Below are 16,095 nucleotides of genomic sequence, written 5' to 3' on the forward strand. Positions count from 1 at the left end.
GCCCGCTGAAATGGCGCCGTTTCCGCGACCGGGCGCCGACCACGTCGAACCGCCCCCGCGCCGGGTGCCGGCCTCGCGCAGGGAGCTCCCGATGCCCGCCCGCCAAGTCGCGCAGGCGTCGTGGCGTTGCGTATCATGGCCGTCTCTTCACCACACCGTCGGCGGAGGAGTCGGCATGGGCCAGGTCAGATCGCAGGGAACGCATGCCCTGCCGATCCTCATGTATCACAACATCGCGCAGGCGCCGCGCGACCTGCGCGTGTACCGCAGCCTGTTCGTGAGCCCGGCCGCGTTCGCGCGGCAGATGTGGCTGCTGCACCGGCTCGGCTACACCGGCCTGTCGATGTCCGCGGCGATGCCCTACCTGCGCGGCGAGCGTACCGGTCGCGTCGTCGTCATCACCCTCGACGACGGCTACGCGGACAACCTGGACGCGGCGCTGCCGGTACTGCAGCGTCATGGCTTCAGTGCCACCTGCTACGTCGTCAGCGGCAGCATCGGGCGCTACAACCAGTGGGACGCCGAACGGCTGGGCCTGCGCAAGCCGCTGATGTCGACGGAGCAGCTGCGCGAATGGCATCGCGGCGGAATGGAAGTCGGCGCGCACACCCAGAGCCACCCGCGGCTGACGCAATGCAGCGACGCGCAGCTGCGCGACGAAATCCACGGCTGCAAGGCGACGCTGGAGGACCGCCTCGGCGCGCCAGTCACGCAATTCTGCTATCCCTACGGCGACGCCGACGACCGCGTGGCCGGCGTGGCGCGCGAGGCCGGCTACGCCGCCGCCACCACGACCCGGCGCGGCCGGGCGCGCGCCGGCATGGACCCGTGGCAACTGCCGCGGATCCAGATCGCGCGTCACCACCTGCTGCCGCAGTTCGCCATGCGGACCCTGACCGGCTACGAGGATCGGCGCGCGTGAAACTGCTCTTCGTCGGCACCAATCCGGAGAACACCGGCGCCGCCAGCCATTTCGTCGCGCTGGTGCAGGCCATGGCCGAGGCCGGGCACGACGTCGGCGTGGTGGCCTATCCCGACGGCCTGATCTGGCAGGGACTGTCAACATCCCGTGTCCGCCTGACCAAGGCGAAGTTCCGCAACGTGTTCGACCTGCGCGGCTATGCCGCCGTCTTCGCAGCGGCGCGGCAGCTGCGCCCCGACTGGCTGGTCGGCAATTTCGGCAAGGAGTACTGGCCGCTGATCCTGGCCGGGCGGCTGTTGCGCGTACCGGTCGCGCTGTTCCGGCACCGCACACCGCCGATGAAACGCCTCTCGGCCTGGCTGGTCCCGCGCCTCGCGCAACGCTTCCTGGCCGTCTCCCGCCACGCCCGCCAGGCCTATCTCGACCGCGGCATCCCGGGCCGGCTGGTGCAGGTGCTGTACAACCCGGTGAACATGGAGCTGTGCCGGCCCGATCCGCAGCGGCGCGGCGAGATCCTGCGCTCGCTCGGCCTCGATGACGGCGCGATCGTGCTCGGCTACAGCGGCCGCATGCACAATGGCAAGGGCATCTTCCCGCTGTTCGAGGCTGCCAGCGCGGCCATGGCGGAACAGCCGCGGCTGCACTGCCTGTGGCTGGGCGACGGCCCGGATTCACAGGTGCTGCGCGAACGCGCCGCTGCCCATCCACTGGCCGCTAGGCACCACTTCCTGGGCTGGATCGGCGATGTCCATCCTTATTACAGCGTGATGTCCATGCTGGCCTTCCCGTCGATCGCGACGGAAACCTTCGGCCGCGTCTCGATCGAGGCGCAGGCCGCCGGCGTACCGGTGCTAGGCAGCGACATCGGCGGGATTCCGGAGACGCTGGATGCGGGGGTGAGCGGCCTGCTGCTGCCGCCGGGGGACGTGGCCGCATGGCGGGACGCCATCCTCGCCCTGTGCGATCCCTCCGTGCGCATGCCGATGGGCGTGGCCGCGCACGCGTTCGTGCAGTCCCATTTCAGCACCGCCGTGATCGCCGACGAGTTCGTGCGGATCCTGACCACCGACCGCTGATCCGCGCGCCGGATCAGCCCTGCTGCCGGCGCCGCTGCTCGTACAGCTTCGCGTACTTCAGGAAGGCATAGAACGCGTGGATGCGCGCCGCGATGAAACCGGCCCAACCTGAGCGCCAGTGTCCGCGCAGCACGTAGTAACGCAGGAACGCCACGGTCGGATACGCCACCATGCGCAAGCGCAGCCAGCTCACCCGTCGCCCGGCCAGGTCGGCCAGTTGCAGGCTGGAGTAACGGTTCGCCTTGGCCACACGGCCGGCGATGTCCGGTTCGCCGTAGTGGTCGATGACCACGTCGAGCACGCCCACCGGGCCATCCACCAGCACCGACTCGTGCACCTCGTGTCCGCTCATCCGCGCCCGCTGGCGGTCGAACAGGCGCACGTAATGGTTGAGCCGGCCTCGCCGTGACTGCCAGCGCCAGAACTGCCACTCGCGACGCCACAGCTGGTAGCCCGCCTGCGCCGGTGCATGCAGCGCCTGCTGCAGCGGCACCGCGGCGTCCGCATCCAGCGACTCGTCGGAATCCAGCAGCAGCACCCAGCGATGGCTGGCCAGGTCGATCGCTGCCTGCTTCTGCGCGCTGTAGCCGGCGAATGGCTGGGTGTGGATGCGCGCGCCGTGGTGCGCGGCGATCGCCGCGGTGGCGTCGGTCGAGCCCGAGTCCAGCACCACGATCTCGTCGGCCCATGCCACCGAGCGCAGGCAGGCATCAAGCGTGCCGGCGCTGTTGAACGTGGTCACCACCACCGACAGCTGTTCACTCGCCATCGTCGCCCACCACGTACAACCCCGCACACCATAAACCGAGCAGCCAGGCGAACAGCAGCCCCCACCACGCCGAATAGAACGCCAGGTGGGTGTTCAGCGGGAACAGCATCACGCCCAGCGCCAGCGTGGCCGGAAACGCCCGCGCCCGCGCCACCGCGCCGACCCGGCGCCATGCGCGCAGCGCCAGCACCAGTGCGGCCAGCCACAGCAGCAGGCCGAGCGTGCCGGTCTCGGTGAGAATTTCCAGCACCAGTTGATGCGCATGGCAGGCGCCTTCGCCCACCCCGCAGGCCTCGCTGCTGGCCACGAAATGATCGTTCGCCGGCGCGTACTGCGGGTAGGCATAACGGAAACCGCGCACGCCGACGCCGTTGACCGGATGCGCCGCGAACATGCCGAGGCTGGCGTGCCAGATGTCGAGCCGGCCACTCAACGCGGCGTCGACCGACTGGTCGGTGCCGTGCAGCGCCAGCAGGGTGCGATCCATCCGCTCGTGGAAGCGCGTCGAAGTCTTCCAGGCGAGGCCGCCGGCCAGTGCCAGCAGCACCGCCGCGATCGCGCACAACCCCGCGAAGCGCAGCGGCGACTTGGCCTCGCGCCAGGCGAACCCAAGCGCCACCAGCGCGTAGCACAGCCAGGCCGCGCGCGAGCCGGCCAGCAGCACCGGGCCGAGCACCAGCACGAAGGCGAACAACAGGCCCGGCAAGCCCCAGCGCCGCCTCGCCGCCCACAGCGCAAACGGCGACAGCACCGCCAGGGTCGGGCCCAGCTTGAGGTTGTCCGCGCCGAAGATGCCGGAGACGCGCTGGGCCTCGGCGTGCCCGCCCAGGCTCCAGCCGGTCAGCGCCTGCAGCCAGGCGTCGGCGCACCACAGCGCCAGCACCCACGCCACCGCCACGTACAGCGCCTGCAGCTTCTGCTCACGGCGGATCGCAAAGCAGGCGTACAGGCCCAGCGGCGCATAGCGCAGCAGCGCGGCCACGGTGCCCCAGCTCTTGCCCGGCCGGATCGCATCGACGGCGGACAGCAGCGCCGCGCCCACGTAGGCGGCCAGCAGCCACAGCAGCAGGCGCGCCCCCGGATGCCCGCGCAAGGCCTGCGGGTCGCGCACGAACAGCATGATCACGCCGAGCAGGCACAGCGCGGTGCCCAGTTCGGAGCTGCGCCCGAACGGCAGCAGCGCGATCACCAGCCAGAACGGCAACAGCGGGGAACGCAGCGCGGCCTTGAGCGAGGTAGCGAGGGAATTCATGCGCGGACCGGTACGGAGACGATCACGCATTGTAGGCGCGCGGACGCGATCGCTGCCGCCTCAGCCGGCGGCCACCTCGTCGTACAGCGCCAGCGTGGCCTGCTGCATGTCGCTCAGGCGGTAGCCCTGCAGCGGCGGGATCGGTGGCGCTACCCGCAGCAATTCGGCGGCCCGTTCCACCAGCCGCTCGCGGTCGCCCGGCGGTACCCGGCCAGCCGGGTACAGTTCGGCCAGCAATTCGCCGACGCCGCCGTGCGCGTAGCCGAGCACCGGCCGGCACAGCGACAACGCCTCGATCACCGTGCGCCCGAACGACTCCGGCCGGTTCGACAGTTGCAGCACCAGCGCCGAGACCGCATAGATGTCGCGCACGTCGTGACGCGGCGGCGTCATCACCACCTGCGAGGCCATCCCGCGCAGCTGGATCAGCTCCTGCAACTCGGCCACGTAGGCCTCGCGACCGGGCTCGACCACGCCCAGCAGCAGCAAGCGTGCCTCGATGCCGCGGCGCTTGAGGTCGGCCAGCAGCTCGATCGCGTCGTGATGGCCCTTCAGCCGCGTGCCGCGCCCCGGCAAGGTCAGCAGCGGCGCCTCGGCGAGCACAGGGAACTCGGCGAAAAACGCCTTGCGCCAGGTCTCGTCCGGCCGATGGCCGTAGGGAAACGCCTGCGGATCGATGCCGCGCGGGATCACCCGCACCCGCCCCGGTTCCAGCCAGCGATAATGGCTCAGCACGTAGTCGCGAAGAGTCTGCGAGACCGCCACCACGCGCTCGCCGCGCAGCAGGATCGCGCTGTAGCGGCCCGGCGAGTTGAGCCCGTGCACGGTGGTGACGAAATGCGGCCGTGGCGACATGCCCTTCAACGCCCACCAGCCCATCCAGGCAGGCAAGCGCGAACGGGCATGCACGATGTCCGGCTTCAGCTCGCGCAGCACCCGCCGCAGCGCACCGAGCCGCGCCAGCGTGAACAGTGACTTGCGGCCCAGATCCAGCGTGACATGTTCGCTACCCTCGGCCTGCAGCTGCTCGACCAGGCGCCCTCCAGCCGAGATCACCACCGAACGGTGGCCGGCCTGCACCAGCGCACGCGCAATCTCCAGCGCCGAGCGCTCCGCGCCGCCGGAATGCAGCGCAGGGATCAGTTGGACCACCGTCAGCAGCTTGGCAGGCACGGCGATGCTGGACATGAGTTCGGGGCTGGATGCCTTCATTCCCTGGAGACAAGCAAAAACAATGCCGCCAGGAGCGTGGGTACCGGCCGACGGATCAGTCGCGCAGCACGTAGCGCGCGCCGCAATAGGCACAGACTGACTCGCCGCCGTCATCGACAATCGGCAGGTACACCTTCGGGTGCGAATTCCACAGCGCCATGCCGGGCATCGGGCAGGACAGCGGCAGGTCCGCGCGCGTCACTTCGTAACGATTTTCGGCATTTGCCGGCACCAGCGGCGCCGTCGGGGAATGAGAGGATGGCATCGGAGGGCTCCGGACTGGACGGCAGGCCGCAAATGGTAGCAGGCCGCAGCCTTCTGTCGGAGGGACAGACATGGGGAAAGCGGGGATGCAGCCGTGGCGGAACCGCCGCCAGGTTGCCGCAACGATCGTCGCGAAGCGAGCACACCAGCCCCGGTCCGCCGCCTCGGGTCGGCTTCACTGACACCAGCCTGGGGGAACCGACCATGGACTTCGGAAAGATCATCGACCGAATCAAGGCCATCCTGACCACGCCGAGGACGGAGTGGCCCGCCGCCGAGGCGACCTCGGTGAACGGCCTCTACAGCGGCTACATCGCGATCGCCGCCGCCCTGCCGATCATCGCCAGCTCCATCAAGGGCAGCCTGATCATCGGCAGCGCCGAATGAAGCCGGCGTGCAATCGAACTGAGCCGGGTTCATCCGCGCACAAAAAAACCGCGCCGGTGACGGCGCGGTTTTTGTGCCACGAAGGCTTACTTGGCTGCGGCCTTCTTCGGCACCGAGGCTTCGGTGGTGATGCGGATGGTGAGCTCGTCGCTGACGTTCGGCACGTAGGCGCCGACGCCGAAATCCGAACGCTTGATGCTGGCGGTGGCGTCGAAGCCGATCGACGGCGCCTTGGTCATCGGATGCGGGCCGACCTTGTTCAGCGTCGCGTCCAGCACCACCGGCCGGGTCACGCCGTGCACGGTGAGGTTGCCGGTGACCTTGAACTTGTTGCCGCCCAGCGGCTGCACTTCGGTGCTCTTGAAGGTCACCACCGGGTACTTGGCGGCGTCGAGGAAATCCGGCTCCTTCAGGTGCTCGTCCAGCGCCGGCACGTGGGTATCGAGCTGGGCCAGCGGCAGGGCCACTTCCACGCTGGACTTGGCCGGGTGCTGCTCGTCGAACACCAGGGTGCCTTCGCCCAGGCCCAGATTGGCGGTGGGGTTGGAGTAGCCGAAGTGGTTCCAGCTGAACAGCACCATCGTGTGGGCCGGGTCGAGCTTGTAGGTGACCGGGGCGGCCTGGGCCGACATGGCGGCGCCGAGCAGGCCGGCGAGAACGAAATACTTCAGAGCACGCATGGAAAAACTCCTTGGAAAGTGGGAACGGAAGGTGGGCTTCAGGCGATCGTGCAGGCTTCGTCGAAGGTCAGGCGTGGGCTGCGCGGGAACAGGTTGCGGCTGGCGTCGCCGTAACCGATGCTGATCAGGAAATTCGACCTGATCGCGGTGCCGGCGAAGAACGCCGCATCCACGCCGGCGTTGTCGAAGCCGGACATCGGGCCGCAGTCCAGCCCGACCGCGCGCGCCGCAAGCAGCAGGTAGGCGCCCTGCAACGTGGCATTGCGGAATGCGGTGGTGTCGATCAGCGGCTGGTTGCCGACGAACCAGCTCTTCGCGTCGGCGTGCGGGAACAGCTTCGGCAACTGCTCGTAGAACTCGTGGTCGGTGGCGATGATCGCGGTGACCGGCGCTTCCATCGTCTTGGCGCGGTTGCCCTCGGACAGGAACGGCTCCAGCTGCGCCTTCGCCGCCTTCGACTTCACGAACACCACGCGCATCGGCGAGGCATTCGCGCTGGTCGGACCGAACTTGGCCAGCTCGTAGAGCTGGCGCAGCTGGTCGTCGCTCACCTCTTTCGGCAGCCACGCGTTGAACGTGCGGGCGCTGCGGAACAACTGGTCGAGACTGGCCTCGGAAAGCAACTCACTCATCGGTATCCTCCGTGGAAAGACGCGTCAGCGGTGACGCCATTCCACCAGTGTATAAGTGTTGGCCGACGAACAGTCCAACCGTCGTTAGAACATAGAGTACTCATTTGGGAAACAGTGACGCGATGCCCATGCCGAGGTTGCAGGGCGAATGCTGGGTGATCACCGACAGCGCCGCCGGCAACCAGCGCCAGGCACTGGCGCTGGCCGAACATCTGCAGCTGCCGCTGCGCCACCTGGTGCTGCAGCCGCGGGCGCCATGGTCATGGCTGGCACCGCGGTTGACGCTGGGCGGCCGGCTCGCCCTGTCCGCCGGCCAGCGTCGCCTGTTCGCACCACCGTGGCCGGCCGTGGCGATCGGCTGCGGCCGCGCCGCCGCGCTGTTCACCCGCCTGCTGCGCCGGCTGTCGGACGACCAGTGCTACACCGTGCAAATCCTGAACCCGCGCCTCGACCCCGCGCACTGGGACACGGTGATCGCGCCCCGCCACGACCGGCTTGACGGTCCCAACGTGCTGCACCCGCTCGGTTCGCTGAACACGGTGGACGACGAGTGGCTGGCCGACGGCCGCGAAGCGTGTCCCGGCTTCGCCGAACTGCAGCAGCCGCGCGTGGGCGTGCTGCTGGGCGGACCGCGCCGGGGCATCGCGCTGGATACCGAATACACCCTGCAACTGGTCGCGCGCCTGCGCGAACGCCGCCGCCATGAAGGCGGCAGCCTGCTGGTGCTGGGCTCACGGCGCACCCCGACCACGCTGGTCGACATCTTCCGACGCGAATTGAAAGGCGTGCCCGGCCTGGTCTGGGCCGGCCCCGACGACGGCCGCAACCCTTACCCGGGCGTGCTCGGCTGGGCCGACCGGCTGGTGGTCACGCCCGATTCGGTGAACATGCTGAGCGAGGCCTGCGCGGTCGGCTGCCCGGTGTCGACCCTCGTCACCGGGCCGCTCCCGGCCAAGCTCGAACGCTTCCATCAGGCCTTGCGCGCGGCCGGCCTGCTGCACGACATGGGCGCCGACGCCGGCACGACGCCCGCCCCGCCGCTGCGCGAGACCGCGGCGATCGCGGCAGCCTTGCGTGAGCGCATTCTCGCCCGTCCGCGCGATTCATGACACCTCACGCACCCAGCACAGCCAATCGGCGGCGAGCAGCGCGTCGAGCTGCGGCCCGAACGCGTTGCACAGGACGTCCGGCGGCAGCGGCGTGCCGGCGACCAGGCCGACGCTGGTCGAGCACGAAGGCGTGGAATGGAACCTGCGGATCCATGCCCAAGGCCGCCCGCATACCGGATATGCAGATCACTGCCGTGAACAGGATGGTGCGCGACAGCCTTGCCATGATTCCCCTGCGGCAAGGCCGGCACTTCCTGGATGACACCGCGCCGCCGGCCCGATCTTCCCCTGTCCGCGAGGCGCCCGACAAGCCCGCCCGCGCCGGTCACAGGCGGACCGGCGAAGCTACGGCGGGCTGCCGGATCCGCCAAAGGCGAAGCCGAGCGCGGCGGTGACCTCGCGCACGCCGGCGCATATCTGCCCGAGTTCCGCGTCGCGCGGGGCGATGCGCGGGCGCAGGTCGAGCGTGCAGGCCAGCGCGCGCTGCAGCAGGTCGGCGTGGGCCACGGCGAGGATCGCCGCCTGGTTGTCGTCGAGCAGGCCGGCGACGCGGCATGCCTCGATCAGCCCGGCGTTCGCGGTGACGCCGAGCAGGGCCGGCTGCCCGGCCGCATGCGCGAGCACCAGTCCCTGCAGCGCGAACTCGATGTCGAGCAGGCCGCCGTGGCCCTGCTTGAGATCGAACTGGCGCTCGTCGGAGCGGTCGCGCTCGGCGCGCCAGCGCTGGCGCATGCTTCCGACCTCGCCCAGCACCGTGGTGCGCTCGCGCGGCACCGCCAGGATCGCGCGACGCACCCGGGCCAGCTCGGCGTTCAGCGCTCCATCGCCGGCCACCGGCCGCGCGCGCAGCAACGCCTGGTGTTCCCAAGTCCATGCGCGGCTTTGCTGGTAGGCCACGAAGGCGTCCAGGCTGCCGACCAGCAGGCCCTTGGAGCCATCCGGGCGCAGGCGGGTATCGACTTCATACAGGCGCCCGCCGCGGGTCAGCACGGTGAGCCAGTTCATCACCCGCTGGGCCAAGCGCTGGTACCAGCGCGAGCCCTCGATCGGTCGCGCGCCGTCGCTCAGCACCTGCGCGCGGCGACCGTCATAGACGAACACCAGATCGAGATCGGAGGCGAAGCCGAGCTCCTCGCCGCCGAGGCTGCCGTAGCCCAGCACGGAGAAGCCGGAGCCCGGCTGCCGCTCGCTTCCCGGCAGGCGGCCATGCTGGGCGACCAGCTCGCGCTCGGCCAGCGCCAGCACCGCAGCGACCACCGACTCGGCCAGCGCGGCCAGCCGGCGCGCGGTGGCCACCGCGTCGGCGCGGCCGTCGTTGAACGCCAGCCCGAGCCGGAACGCGGTGGAGGCCTTGAACTCGTTGATCCGCTCCAGCTCCGCTTCGGCCTCGCGCTCCTCCAGCGTGCCCAGCACGCGGGCGATCTCGGCCGTGATGTCGGCGCGCTTCAGCGGTAATTGGTCGATGCGCGGATCGAGCACGTCGTCCAGCAGCAACGGCTGCGCGATGACGCGCTCGGCCAGGAACGCACTGTCGGCGAACAGCCGCACCAGCCGGCGCCGCGCCGCCGGCTGCTCTTCCAGCAGCGCGAGGTAGGACGAGCGCCGCGCCACCGCCTGCATCAGCCGGCACAGCCGCAGCAGGCTGGCCACCGGCGCCGCGGTGCTGCGCGCGGCGTCGAACAGCTGCGGCATCAGGTGGTCGAGCCGCTCGCGCGAGTGCGGCGACATCGCGCGCACCGCCGCGGCCTGCGGCAATTTCAGCAGGGCATCCGCCAGCTCGGCGCCGGGCGCGAAACCGGAGGCTTCCAGCGTGGCGGCATCCAGCGATTCGTCGCAGGCACGCTGCCACAGCAGCTTGTCGGCGGCCGGCACGCTGGCTGCGCGACCGCCCTGCGGCATCAGCACCGCGGCGAATTCCTCGCTGACCACCGCGCGCTGCTTCGCCAGCGCCGCGTGCAGGCTGTCCCAGTCGGGATAGTCGAGGCCGCGGGCGATGCGCTCGCGGCTCAGCGCGTCGGCGGGGATGTCGTGGGTCTGCGCGTCGCGCAGCATCTGCACGCGGTTCTCGACCCGGCGCAGCAGCACGTAGGCCTCGCGCAGCATGCGCGCGCGCGCCGCGCCGATGTGGCCGCGCGCCTCGCAGGCGGTCAGCGCACCCAGCAGGCCGCGCACGCGCAGGGACGGTTCGCGGCCGCCGCGGATCAGCTGGGTCAGCTGCACGATAAACTCGATCTCGCGGATGCCGCCGGGGCCGAGCTTGAGGTTGTCGGCCAGATCCTTGCGCGCCACTTCGGCATCGATCAGCGCCTTCATCTCGCGCAGCCCGGCGAACGCGGTGTAGTCGAGATACTTGCGGTAGACGAACGGGCGCAGCAGCTCCTGCAGCTGCTTGCCCGCAGCGCGGTCACCGGCCACCGGGCGCGCCTTGATCCAGGCGTAGCGTTCCCAGTCGCGACCCTCGTTCTGGTAGTACTGCTCCATCGCGGCGAACGACAGCGCCAGCCGGCCGGCATTGCCGAACGGGCGCAGGCGCAGGTCGACCCGGGCGCAGATGCCGTCCATGGTCGGCTCGTTGAGCAGGCGCACCAGCTGGCGGCCGAGCCGCACGAAATATTCGCTGTTGTCGAGTGCCCGCGCGCCGTCGCTGTGGCCGCCATGCGGGTAGGCAAACACCAGGTCGATGTCGGAGGAGAAGTTCAGTTCGCTGCCGCCGAGCTTGCCGAAGCCGACCACCAGCAGCCGCTGCAGCGCGCCGTCGGCATCGCGGCCGTGGCCGTAGCGCGTGGCCAGCGCGCGTTCGGACCAGCCCAGCGCGGCCTCCAGCAGCGCCTCGTACAGCACGCTGGTGGCGGACAGCGTTTCCGGCAGTTCGTCGAGGGCGTTGACGTCGCGGAACACCAGCCGCAGCGCCTCGGCATGGCGAAAGCGGCGCAACGTCGCCATGCAGGCGGCCTCGTCGTCGGGCAGCTTCAGCGCCTCGATGCGCGCGCCGGCGTCGCTGCCCGAGCGCAGCCGCTCCAGCCCGGCCGGCGCCAGCAGCTGCGGCTGGCGGCACCACACGTCGAAGGCGAAATCGCTGGCCAGCAGGGTGCGCCGGATCCGCTCGGCCACGCCGGCGTCGTCGTACAGCGGCACGCCAGCGGCGCGGCAATGGGCGGCCAGGTCGGCGTAGCGGTCGTCGATCAGCGCACGCAGCGCGGGGGACTCGGGGATAACCATACGCGTATTGTGCCGCAGTGCGGCAACCGACGCCGCCCCGCGAGCCAGTACACCAGGCTTGCGTCTGGAGCGTTGGACCACCTGCGCCGGTCCCGGACCCGGCGTTTCCCCGCCACACTCGGTTCATCTGCGCCTGATTACAGTTGAGTGTCCGAAACATGACAGCAAGCGCAGGACTGCCATGCCCCTGACCCCTGCCCACCTGCCTGCACGCTGGCGCAGCGTCGCTCCGCGCGTCGCGCTGGTGCTGTTGCTGGCGCTGGCCTTCGTGCTGCTGACCGGCCTGCTGGATGGCGGCGTGGGCGTGAGTCCGCCGCGCATGTTCGACCAGGCCCGCTATCCGCTGGCCAATGCGTGGCCGGGGCTGCTGCTGGCCCTGGTGCTGCTGGTCGCCAGCCGTCGCGCCGTGTTGTCGTTCGCCCTCGCGTTCCTGCTGCAGGGACTGCTGTACGCGGCCAACGTGCTGAAGAAGGCGAATCTGGGCACGCCGCTGCTGCCGGAGGATTTCCGCATCGTCGGGCAGTTGCGCAAGGGCGGCCTGCATATCCTGTCCGGCTACCTGCCGCACAGTCCGTGGCCCTATCTCGGTGCACTCGCCGCGGTGGCGCTGATCGTCGCGGCGTGGCGGCTGGAGCCGCCCCTGTTCCCGCGGCGCACGCGCGGCCTGCGCCTGCTCGGCGGCACCGTGCTGGCACTGGCGCTGGCCAGCCTGCTGGCCGGGCGGCCGGTGTGGAGCCGGGTCTACAACGCCAATACGCTGTGGCTGGAGCCGTGGTCGGCGATTTCCACCGCCGCCCACTCCGGGCTGGTCAGCTCGCTGATGCTGTTCCACCTGGAATATAACAAGGGCGAGCGCAAGCCGGATCGCGCCGCGGCCACGCAGCTGATCGAACAGTCCACACCGGCCCTGCTGCAGTCCATGCAGGCGCCGCCAGCGGGCAGCGAATTGCCCGACATCGTGGTGGTGCAGAGCGAGTCATTCTTCGACCCCACCATCATGCGCGGCTACGAGCACAGCGACTTCACGCCGAACCTGCGCCGGCTCGCCGCCAACGGCACCAGCGGCGCGCTGCACGTGCCCACCTTCGGCGGCGGCACCATCCGCACCGAGTTCGAGGTGCTTACCGGGCTGTCGCTGCGCTATTTCGACAACCTGCAGTTCCCCTACCTGCAGATGGGCCACAAGCTGCTGCCGGGACTGGTGCGCGCGCTGGGCCGACACGGTTACTCGACGCTGGCGCTGCACGGCAACGACCCGGCGTTCTGGAACCGCACCGCCGCGTTCAAGATGCTCGGCTTCGACCGCTTCGTGTCGCAGTCGTCGTTCCCGCACGACGCGCCCAACGACGGCAAGTACATGGCCGACAGCGCGATGACCGAGGAGATCATGGCGCAGCTGAAGGACCACGGGCCGCCGCAGTTCATCTTCGCCATCAGCATCGAGGCGCACGGCCCGTACGACGTCGAACCCGCCCGCGCTGCCGAGCGCGACGCGATCCCGGTGCCCGATGGCATCGAGAGCCGCGACAAGCTGGAACTGCAGACCTACCTCTACCATCTGCAGCACGCCGACGCCGAACTCGGCCGGCTGGTGGAGCTGTTGGCCCAGCGCCAGCGGCCCAGCGTGGTGCTGTTCTACGGCGACCACCTGCCCGCGCTCAGCGACAGCTACCGCACCACCGGTTTCGTCGACGGCGGTGACATGCTGAACCAGGCCGGCGTCTGGCTGCTGGTCGATCCGAAACATCCGGGCCAGCGCGCGCAGGTGGACACCGCTGCATGGCTGCTACCCGGCAAGCTGCTGGCGCATGTCGGCATCCACGACGATGCCTATTTCGCGCTGACCGAACTGGTCGGCCCGCAGCTGGCCGCACTCACCGAAGCCCCCGGCGCGCGCCCGCCGCCCGAGGGCGACGATCAACGCCAACTCGACGCGGCGATGGCCAGCGTCGGCCAGCTGCGCATGCGCGGCAAGCTGGACCGCCTGCTGCCGCAACCGCCCGAGCCCTCTCCCGCCAACGTCGCCCACAACGACGAGCCGTCGGCTTCGCCGCCCGCGGGCGCGATGCTGTTCGATGCAGCGGACTGGCGCGGCCATCGGTCACTGTTCAGCGAGCTGTCCGCCGACTGAAGGCCGCCGCGCCCTGTTCAGACGGGAGTCTGGCGGCGGCACCTACGGTTGGCGGCGTCTGCAGAGCCGTGGCACGCCATGGCTCGCGGCATCCCCCCACACTGGAGGTCAACCCCATGCGCAAGACCATGCTCTCAGCCCTCGTTATCGGTGCCAGCGTTTTCACCGCATCCGCCTTCGCCCAGGCCAACCTCGGCGGTGCCGCCCAGGTCGACGCCGGCGTCCATGCGGGCGCGGCCGTGCCGAGCGCCATGCACACGGCCGGCCAGGCCACGGCCCAGACCGAGCAGACCCTGCATCGCGCCAACTCCCATCTGAAACACGTTGCCCACAAAGCCACCGACAAGACCGCGTCGACCGTCAATGACGACGCCAACGTGAATGCCAACGGCACGGTCGGGGCGGACGCCGGCGATTCGCATGCCAACGCCAACGCGGATGTCGATGCCGGCGAAGGCCTCGATACCGCCGCCACCGCCGGCAAGGCCGGCGACATGGGCCAGGGCGTGGGCGGCGAGGTGCGCGACGCCGCACACTCGGCGATCCAGTCCACCGATCGCACGGCCGGCTCGGTCGGCAACGCGGTGAAGGGCATCAACGCCAGCGGCAACGTCGGCGCCAGCGGGAATGCCAACGCCAACGCCCACGGGCACTGAGCCGGCCACCACCGTCCGGGCCTACCGCCCGGGCCGGCAGCGCAAAAAGAAAACCCCGCCGAGGCGGGGTTTTCTCTGGTCGTGCCTTGGATGCGGGCCTAGAAATCCATGCCGCCCATGCCACCCATGCCGCCGCCCATGCCGCCACCGCCGTGGCTGTGGCCTTCGTCCTTCTTCGGCAGCTCGGCGACGATCGCCTCGGTGGTGATCGCCAGGCCGGCGACCGACGCGGCGTGCTGCAGCGCCGTGCGGGTCACCTTGGTCGGGTCCAGGATGCCCATCTCGACCATGTCGCCGAACTCGCCGCTGGCGGCGTTGTAGCCGTAGTTGCCCTTGCCTTCCTTCACCTTGTTGAGGATCACGGACGGCTCTTCGCCGGCGTTGGCGACGATCGCGCGCAGCGGCGCTTCCAGCGCGCGGCGGGTGATCGCGATGCCCAGGTCCTGGTCGGTGTTGTCGCCCTTCAGGCCTTCGACCGCCTTCAGCGCGCGGATCAGCGCGACGCCGCCGCCCGGCACCACGCCTTCTTCGACGGCCGCACGGGTCGCGTGCAGGGCGTCTTCGACACGGGCCTTCTTTTCCTTCATCTCGACTTCCGTCGCCGCGCCGACCTTGATGACGGCCACGCCGCCGGCCAGCTTGGCCACGCGCTCCTGCAGCTTCTCGCGGTCGTAGTCGGAGGAGGTCTCCTCGATCTGCGCCTTGATCTGGCCGATGCGCGACTGGATGCGCGCGGCTTCGCCGGCGCCGTCGATGATGGTGGTGTTTTCCTTGGTGATCACCACGCGCTTGGCGCGGCCCAGGTCACCGATGGTGGTCTTCTCCAGCGACAGGCCGACTTCCTCGGACACGACCTGGCCATTGGTGAGGATCGCGATGTCTTCCAGGATCGCCTTGCGGCGGTCACCGAAGCCCGGCGCCTTGACGGCGGCGACCTTGACGATGCCGCGGATGGTGTTGACCACCAGCGTGGCCAGCGCCTCGCCCTCGACTTCCTCGGCCACGATCAGCAGCGGCTTGCCGGCCTTGGCGACCGCTTCCAGCACCGGCAGCAGCTCGCGGACGTTGGAGACCTTCTTGTCGTGGATCAGGATGTACGGGTCGTCCAGCTCGACCTGCTGGCTCTGCTGGTTGTTGATGAAGTACGGCGACAGGTAGCCGCGGTCGAACTGCATGCCCTCGACCACGTCGAGCTCGTTGTCCAGGCCCGAGCCTTCCTCGACGGTGATCACGCCTTCCTTGCCGACCTTCTTCATCGCGGTGGCGATGATGTCGCCGATGTTGGTGTCGGAGTTGGCCGAGATGGTGCCGACCTGGGCGATTTCCTTGTCGTTCGCGGTGGGGTTGGAGAGCTTCTTCAGCTCGCCCACGGCGGCCACGACGGCCTTGTCGATGCCGCGCTTCAGATCCATCGGGTTGATGCCTGCGGCGACGGCCTTGAGGCCTTCCTGGATGAACGCCTGCGCCAGCACGGTGGCGGTGGTGGTGCCGTCACCGGCGACGTCGGAGGTCTTGGAGGCGGCTTCCTTGACGATCTGCGCGCCGAGGTTCTCGTACTTGTCGGCCAGCTCGATCTCTTTGGCGACGGACACGCCGTCCTTGGTGATCGTGGGGGCGCCGAAGCTCTTCTCGAGCACGACGTTGCGGCCCTTCGGGCCGAGCGTGACCTTGACGGCATTGGCGAGCGTGTTCACGCCCTTGAGGATGCGCGAGCGGGCGTCTTCGCCGAAACGGACTTCTTTAGCGGACATAAAATTTTTCCTTGAAAAATTTTGAAATAGGTACG

14 protein-coding genes are annotated in these 16,095 nt (G+C 69.7%); 6 read left to right on the forward strand and 8 right to left on the reverse strand.

What is annotated here, in order from left to right:
• The first annotated feature begins 175 nt into the window (after window positions 1-175).
• Window positions 176-922, forward strand: a complete 747-nt coding sequence (locus tag AC1Q5A_RS10650) for a polysaccharide deacetylase family protein (protein WP_492700687.1) — start codon at window positions 176-178, stop codon at window positions 920-922.
• A complete protein-coding gene (locus AC1Q5A_RS10655) occupies window positions 919-1,998 on the forward strand; it encodes a glycosyltransferase family 4 protein (RefSeq protein ID WP_492700688.1) in 1,080 nt (359 codons plus the stop codon). Before AC1Q5A_RS10650 ends, AC1Q5A_RS10655 begins: the two co-directional genes overlap by 4 nt.
• 13 nt (window positions 1,999-2,011) lie before the next feature.
• Here the strand turns inward: AC1Q5A_RS10655 and AC1Q5A_RS10660 are convergent, their stop codons facing one another.
• The 4 genes from AC1Q5A_RS10660 to AC1Q5A_RS10675 all read right to left on the reverse strand — a co-directional run bounded on the left by AC1Q5A_RS10660 (window position 2,012) and on the right by AC1Q5A_RS10675 (window position 5,496).
• Window positions 2,012-2,767, reverse strand: a complete 756-nt coding sequence (locus AC1Q5A_RS10660; RefSeq protein ID WP_492700689.1) for a glycosyltransferase family 2 protein — start codon at window positions 2,765-2,767, stop codon at window positions 2,012-2,014.
• Window positions 2,757-4,019: an O-antigen ligase family protein gene (locus AC1Q5A_RS10665; RefSeq protein ID WP_492700690.1), complete on the reverse strand. Its 1,263-nt coding sequence runs from the start codon at window positions 4,017-4,019 to the stop codon at window positions 2,757-2,759. The genes AC1Q5A_RS10660 and AC1Q5A_RS10665 overlap by 11 nt, the downstream gene beginning before the upstream one ends.
• Window positions 4,020-4,079: 60 nt before the next feature.
• Window positions 4,080-5,207, reverse strand: a complete 1,128-nt coding sequence (locus AC1Q5A_RS10670) for a glycosyltransferase (protein WP_492700691.1) — start codon at window positions 5,205-5,207, stop codon at window positions 4,080-4,082.
• 79 nt (window positions 5,208-5,286) lie between these two features.
• Window positions 5,287-5,496, reverse strand: coding sequence for a zinc-finger domain-containing protein (locus tag AC1Q5A_RS10675; protein WP_492700692.1), 210 nt, complete (start codon window positions 5,494-5,496; stop codon window positions 5,287-5,289).
• Between the two features lie 203 nt (window positions 5,497-5,699).
• Here AC1Q5A_RS10675 and AC1Q5A_RS10680 point away from each other — a divergent pair, with 203 nt between their 5' ends.
• Entirely contained in the window at window positions 5,700-5,882 is a 183-nt protein-coding gene (locus tag AC1Q5A_RS10680; RefSeq protein WP_492700693.1) for a hypothetical protein, read from the forward strand.
• Between the two features lie 86 nt (window positions 5,883-5,968).
• On the opposite strand, the gene AC1Q5A_RS10685 is transcribed toward AC1Q5A_RS10680, so the two are convergent.
• On the reverse strand, window positions 5,969-6,562 hold the full coding sequence (locus AC1Q5A_RS10685; protein ID WP_492700694.1) for a YceI family protein: 594 nt from the start codon (window positions 6,560-6,562) through the stop codon (window positions 5,969-5,971).
• A 38-nt stretch (window positions 6,563-6,600) separates the two neighbouring features.
• Complete coding sequence (locus AC1Q5A_RS10690) at window positions 6,601-7,194, reverse strand: malonic semialdehyde reductase (protein ID WP_492700695.1); 594 nt, start codon at window positions 7,192-7,194, stop codon at window positions 6,601-6,603.
• A 128-nt stretch (window positions 7,195-7,322) separates the two neighbouring features.
• Between AC1Q5A_RS10690 and AC1Q5A_RS10695 the strand changes: the two genes are divergently transcribed.
• The gene (locus AC1Q5A_RS10695) at window positions 7,323-8,303 is read left to right on the forward strand and encodes a mitochondrial fission ELM1 family protein (RefSeq protein ID WP_492700696.1); all 981 of its coding nucleotides are present in this window, start codon (window positions 7,323-7,325) and stop codon (window positions 8,301-8,303) included.
• A 345-nt stretch (window positions 8,304-8,648) separates the two neighbouring features.
• Here AC1Q5A_RS10695 and glnE read toward each other — a convergent pair whose 3' ends face one another.
• Window positions 8,649-11,522, reverse strand: coding sequence for a bifunctional [glutamate--ammonia ligase]-adenylyl-L-tyrosine phosphorylase/[glutamate--ammonia-ligase] adenylyltransferase (gene glnE, locus AC1Q5A_RS10700; RefSeq protein WP_492700697.1), 2,874 nt, complete (start codon window positions 11,520-11,522; stop codon window positions 8,649-8,651).
• 181 nt (window positions 11,523-11,703) lie between these two features.
• On the opposite strand from glnE, the gene AC1Q5A_RS10705 reads away from it, so the two are divergent.
• Window positions 11,704-13,653 (forward strand): LTA synthase family protein, encoded by a 1,950-nt coding sequence (locus tag AC1Q5A_RS10705; RefSeq protein ID WP_492700698.1) that lies wholly within the window; start codon window positions 11,704-11,706, stop codon window positions 13,651-13,653.
• A 116-nt stretch (window positions 13,654-13,769) separates the two neighbouring features.
• On the forward strand, window positions 13,770-14,309 hold the full coding sequence (locus AC1Q5A_RS10710; protein WP_492700699.1) for a hypothetical protein: 540 nt from the start codon (window positions 13,770-13,772) through the stop codon (window positions 14,307-14,309).
• A gap of 98 nt (window positions 14,310-14,407) precedes the next feature.
• On the opposite strand, the gene groL is transcribed toward AC1Q5A_RS10710, so the two are convergent.
• A complete protein-coding gene (groL, locus tag AC1Q5A_RS10715) occupies window positions 14,408-16,060 on the reverse strand; it encodes a chaperonin GroEL (protein WP_492700700.1) in 1,653 nt (550 codons plus the stop codon).
• Window positions 16,061-16,095 lie beyond the last annotated feature (35 nt).

It is taken from the genome of Rhodanobacter sp. GW835-FHT13D09 (genome assembly GCF_058793995.1).

Coding starts and splice junctions, on each gene's coding strand:
- AC1Q5A_RS10650 (WP_492700687.1), top strand. CDS start 176: ATGGGCCAGGTCAGATCGCAGGGAACGCATGCCCTGCCGATCCTCATG.
- AC1Q5A_RS10660 (WP_492700689.1), bottom strand. CDS start 2,767: ATGGCGAGTGAACAGCTGTCGGTGGTGGTGACCACGTTCAACAGCGCC.
- AC1Q5A_RS10665 (WP_492700690.1), bottom strand. CDS start 4,019: ATGAATTCCCTCGCTACCTCGCTCAAGGCCGCGCTGCGTTCCCCGCTG.
- AC1Q5A_RS10670 (WP_492700691.1), bottom strand. CDS start 5,207: ATGTCCAGCATCGCCGTGCCTGCCAAGCTGCTGACGGTGGTCCAACTG.
- AC1Q5A_RS10675 (WP_492700692.1), bottom strand. CDS start 5,496: ATGCCATCCTCTCATTCCCCGACGGCGCCGCTGGTGCCGGCAAATGCC.
- AC1Q5A_RS10680 (WP_492700693.1), top strand. CDS start 5,700: ATGGACTTCGGAAAGATCATCGACCGAATCAAGGCCATCCTGACCACG.
- AC1Q5A_RS10685 (WP_492700694.1), bottom strand. CDS start 6,562: ATGCGTGCTCTGAAGTATTTCGTTCTCGCCGGCCTGCTCGGCGCCGCC.
- AC1Q5A_RS10690 (WP_492700695.1), bottom strand. CDS start 7,194: ATGAGTGAGTTGCTTTCCGAGGCCAGTCTCGACCAGTTGTTCCGCAGC.
- AC1Q5A_RS10695 (WP_492700696.1), top strand. CDS start 7,323: ATGCCGAGGTTGCAGGGCGAATGCTGGGTGATCACCGACAGCGCCGCC.
- glnE (WP_492700697.1), bottom strand. CDS start 11,522: ATGGTTATCCCCGAGTCCCCCGCGCTGCGTGCGCTGATCGACGACCGC.
- AC1Q5A_RS10705 (WP_492700698.1), top strand. CDS start 11,704: ATGCCCCTGACCCCTGCCCACCTGCCTGCACGCTGGCGCAGCGTCGCT.
- AC1Q5A_RS10710 (WP_492700699.1), top strand. CDS start 13,770: ATGCGCAAGACCATGCTCTCAGCCCTCGTTATCGGTGCCAGCGTTTTC.
- groL (WP_492700700.1), bottom strand. CDS start 16,060: ATGTCCGCTAAAGAAGTCCGTTTCGGCGAAGACGCCCGCTCGCGCATC.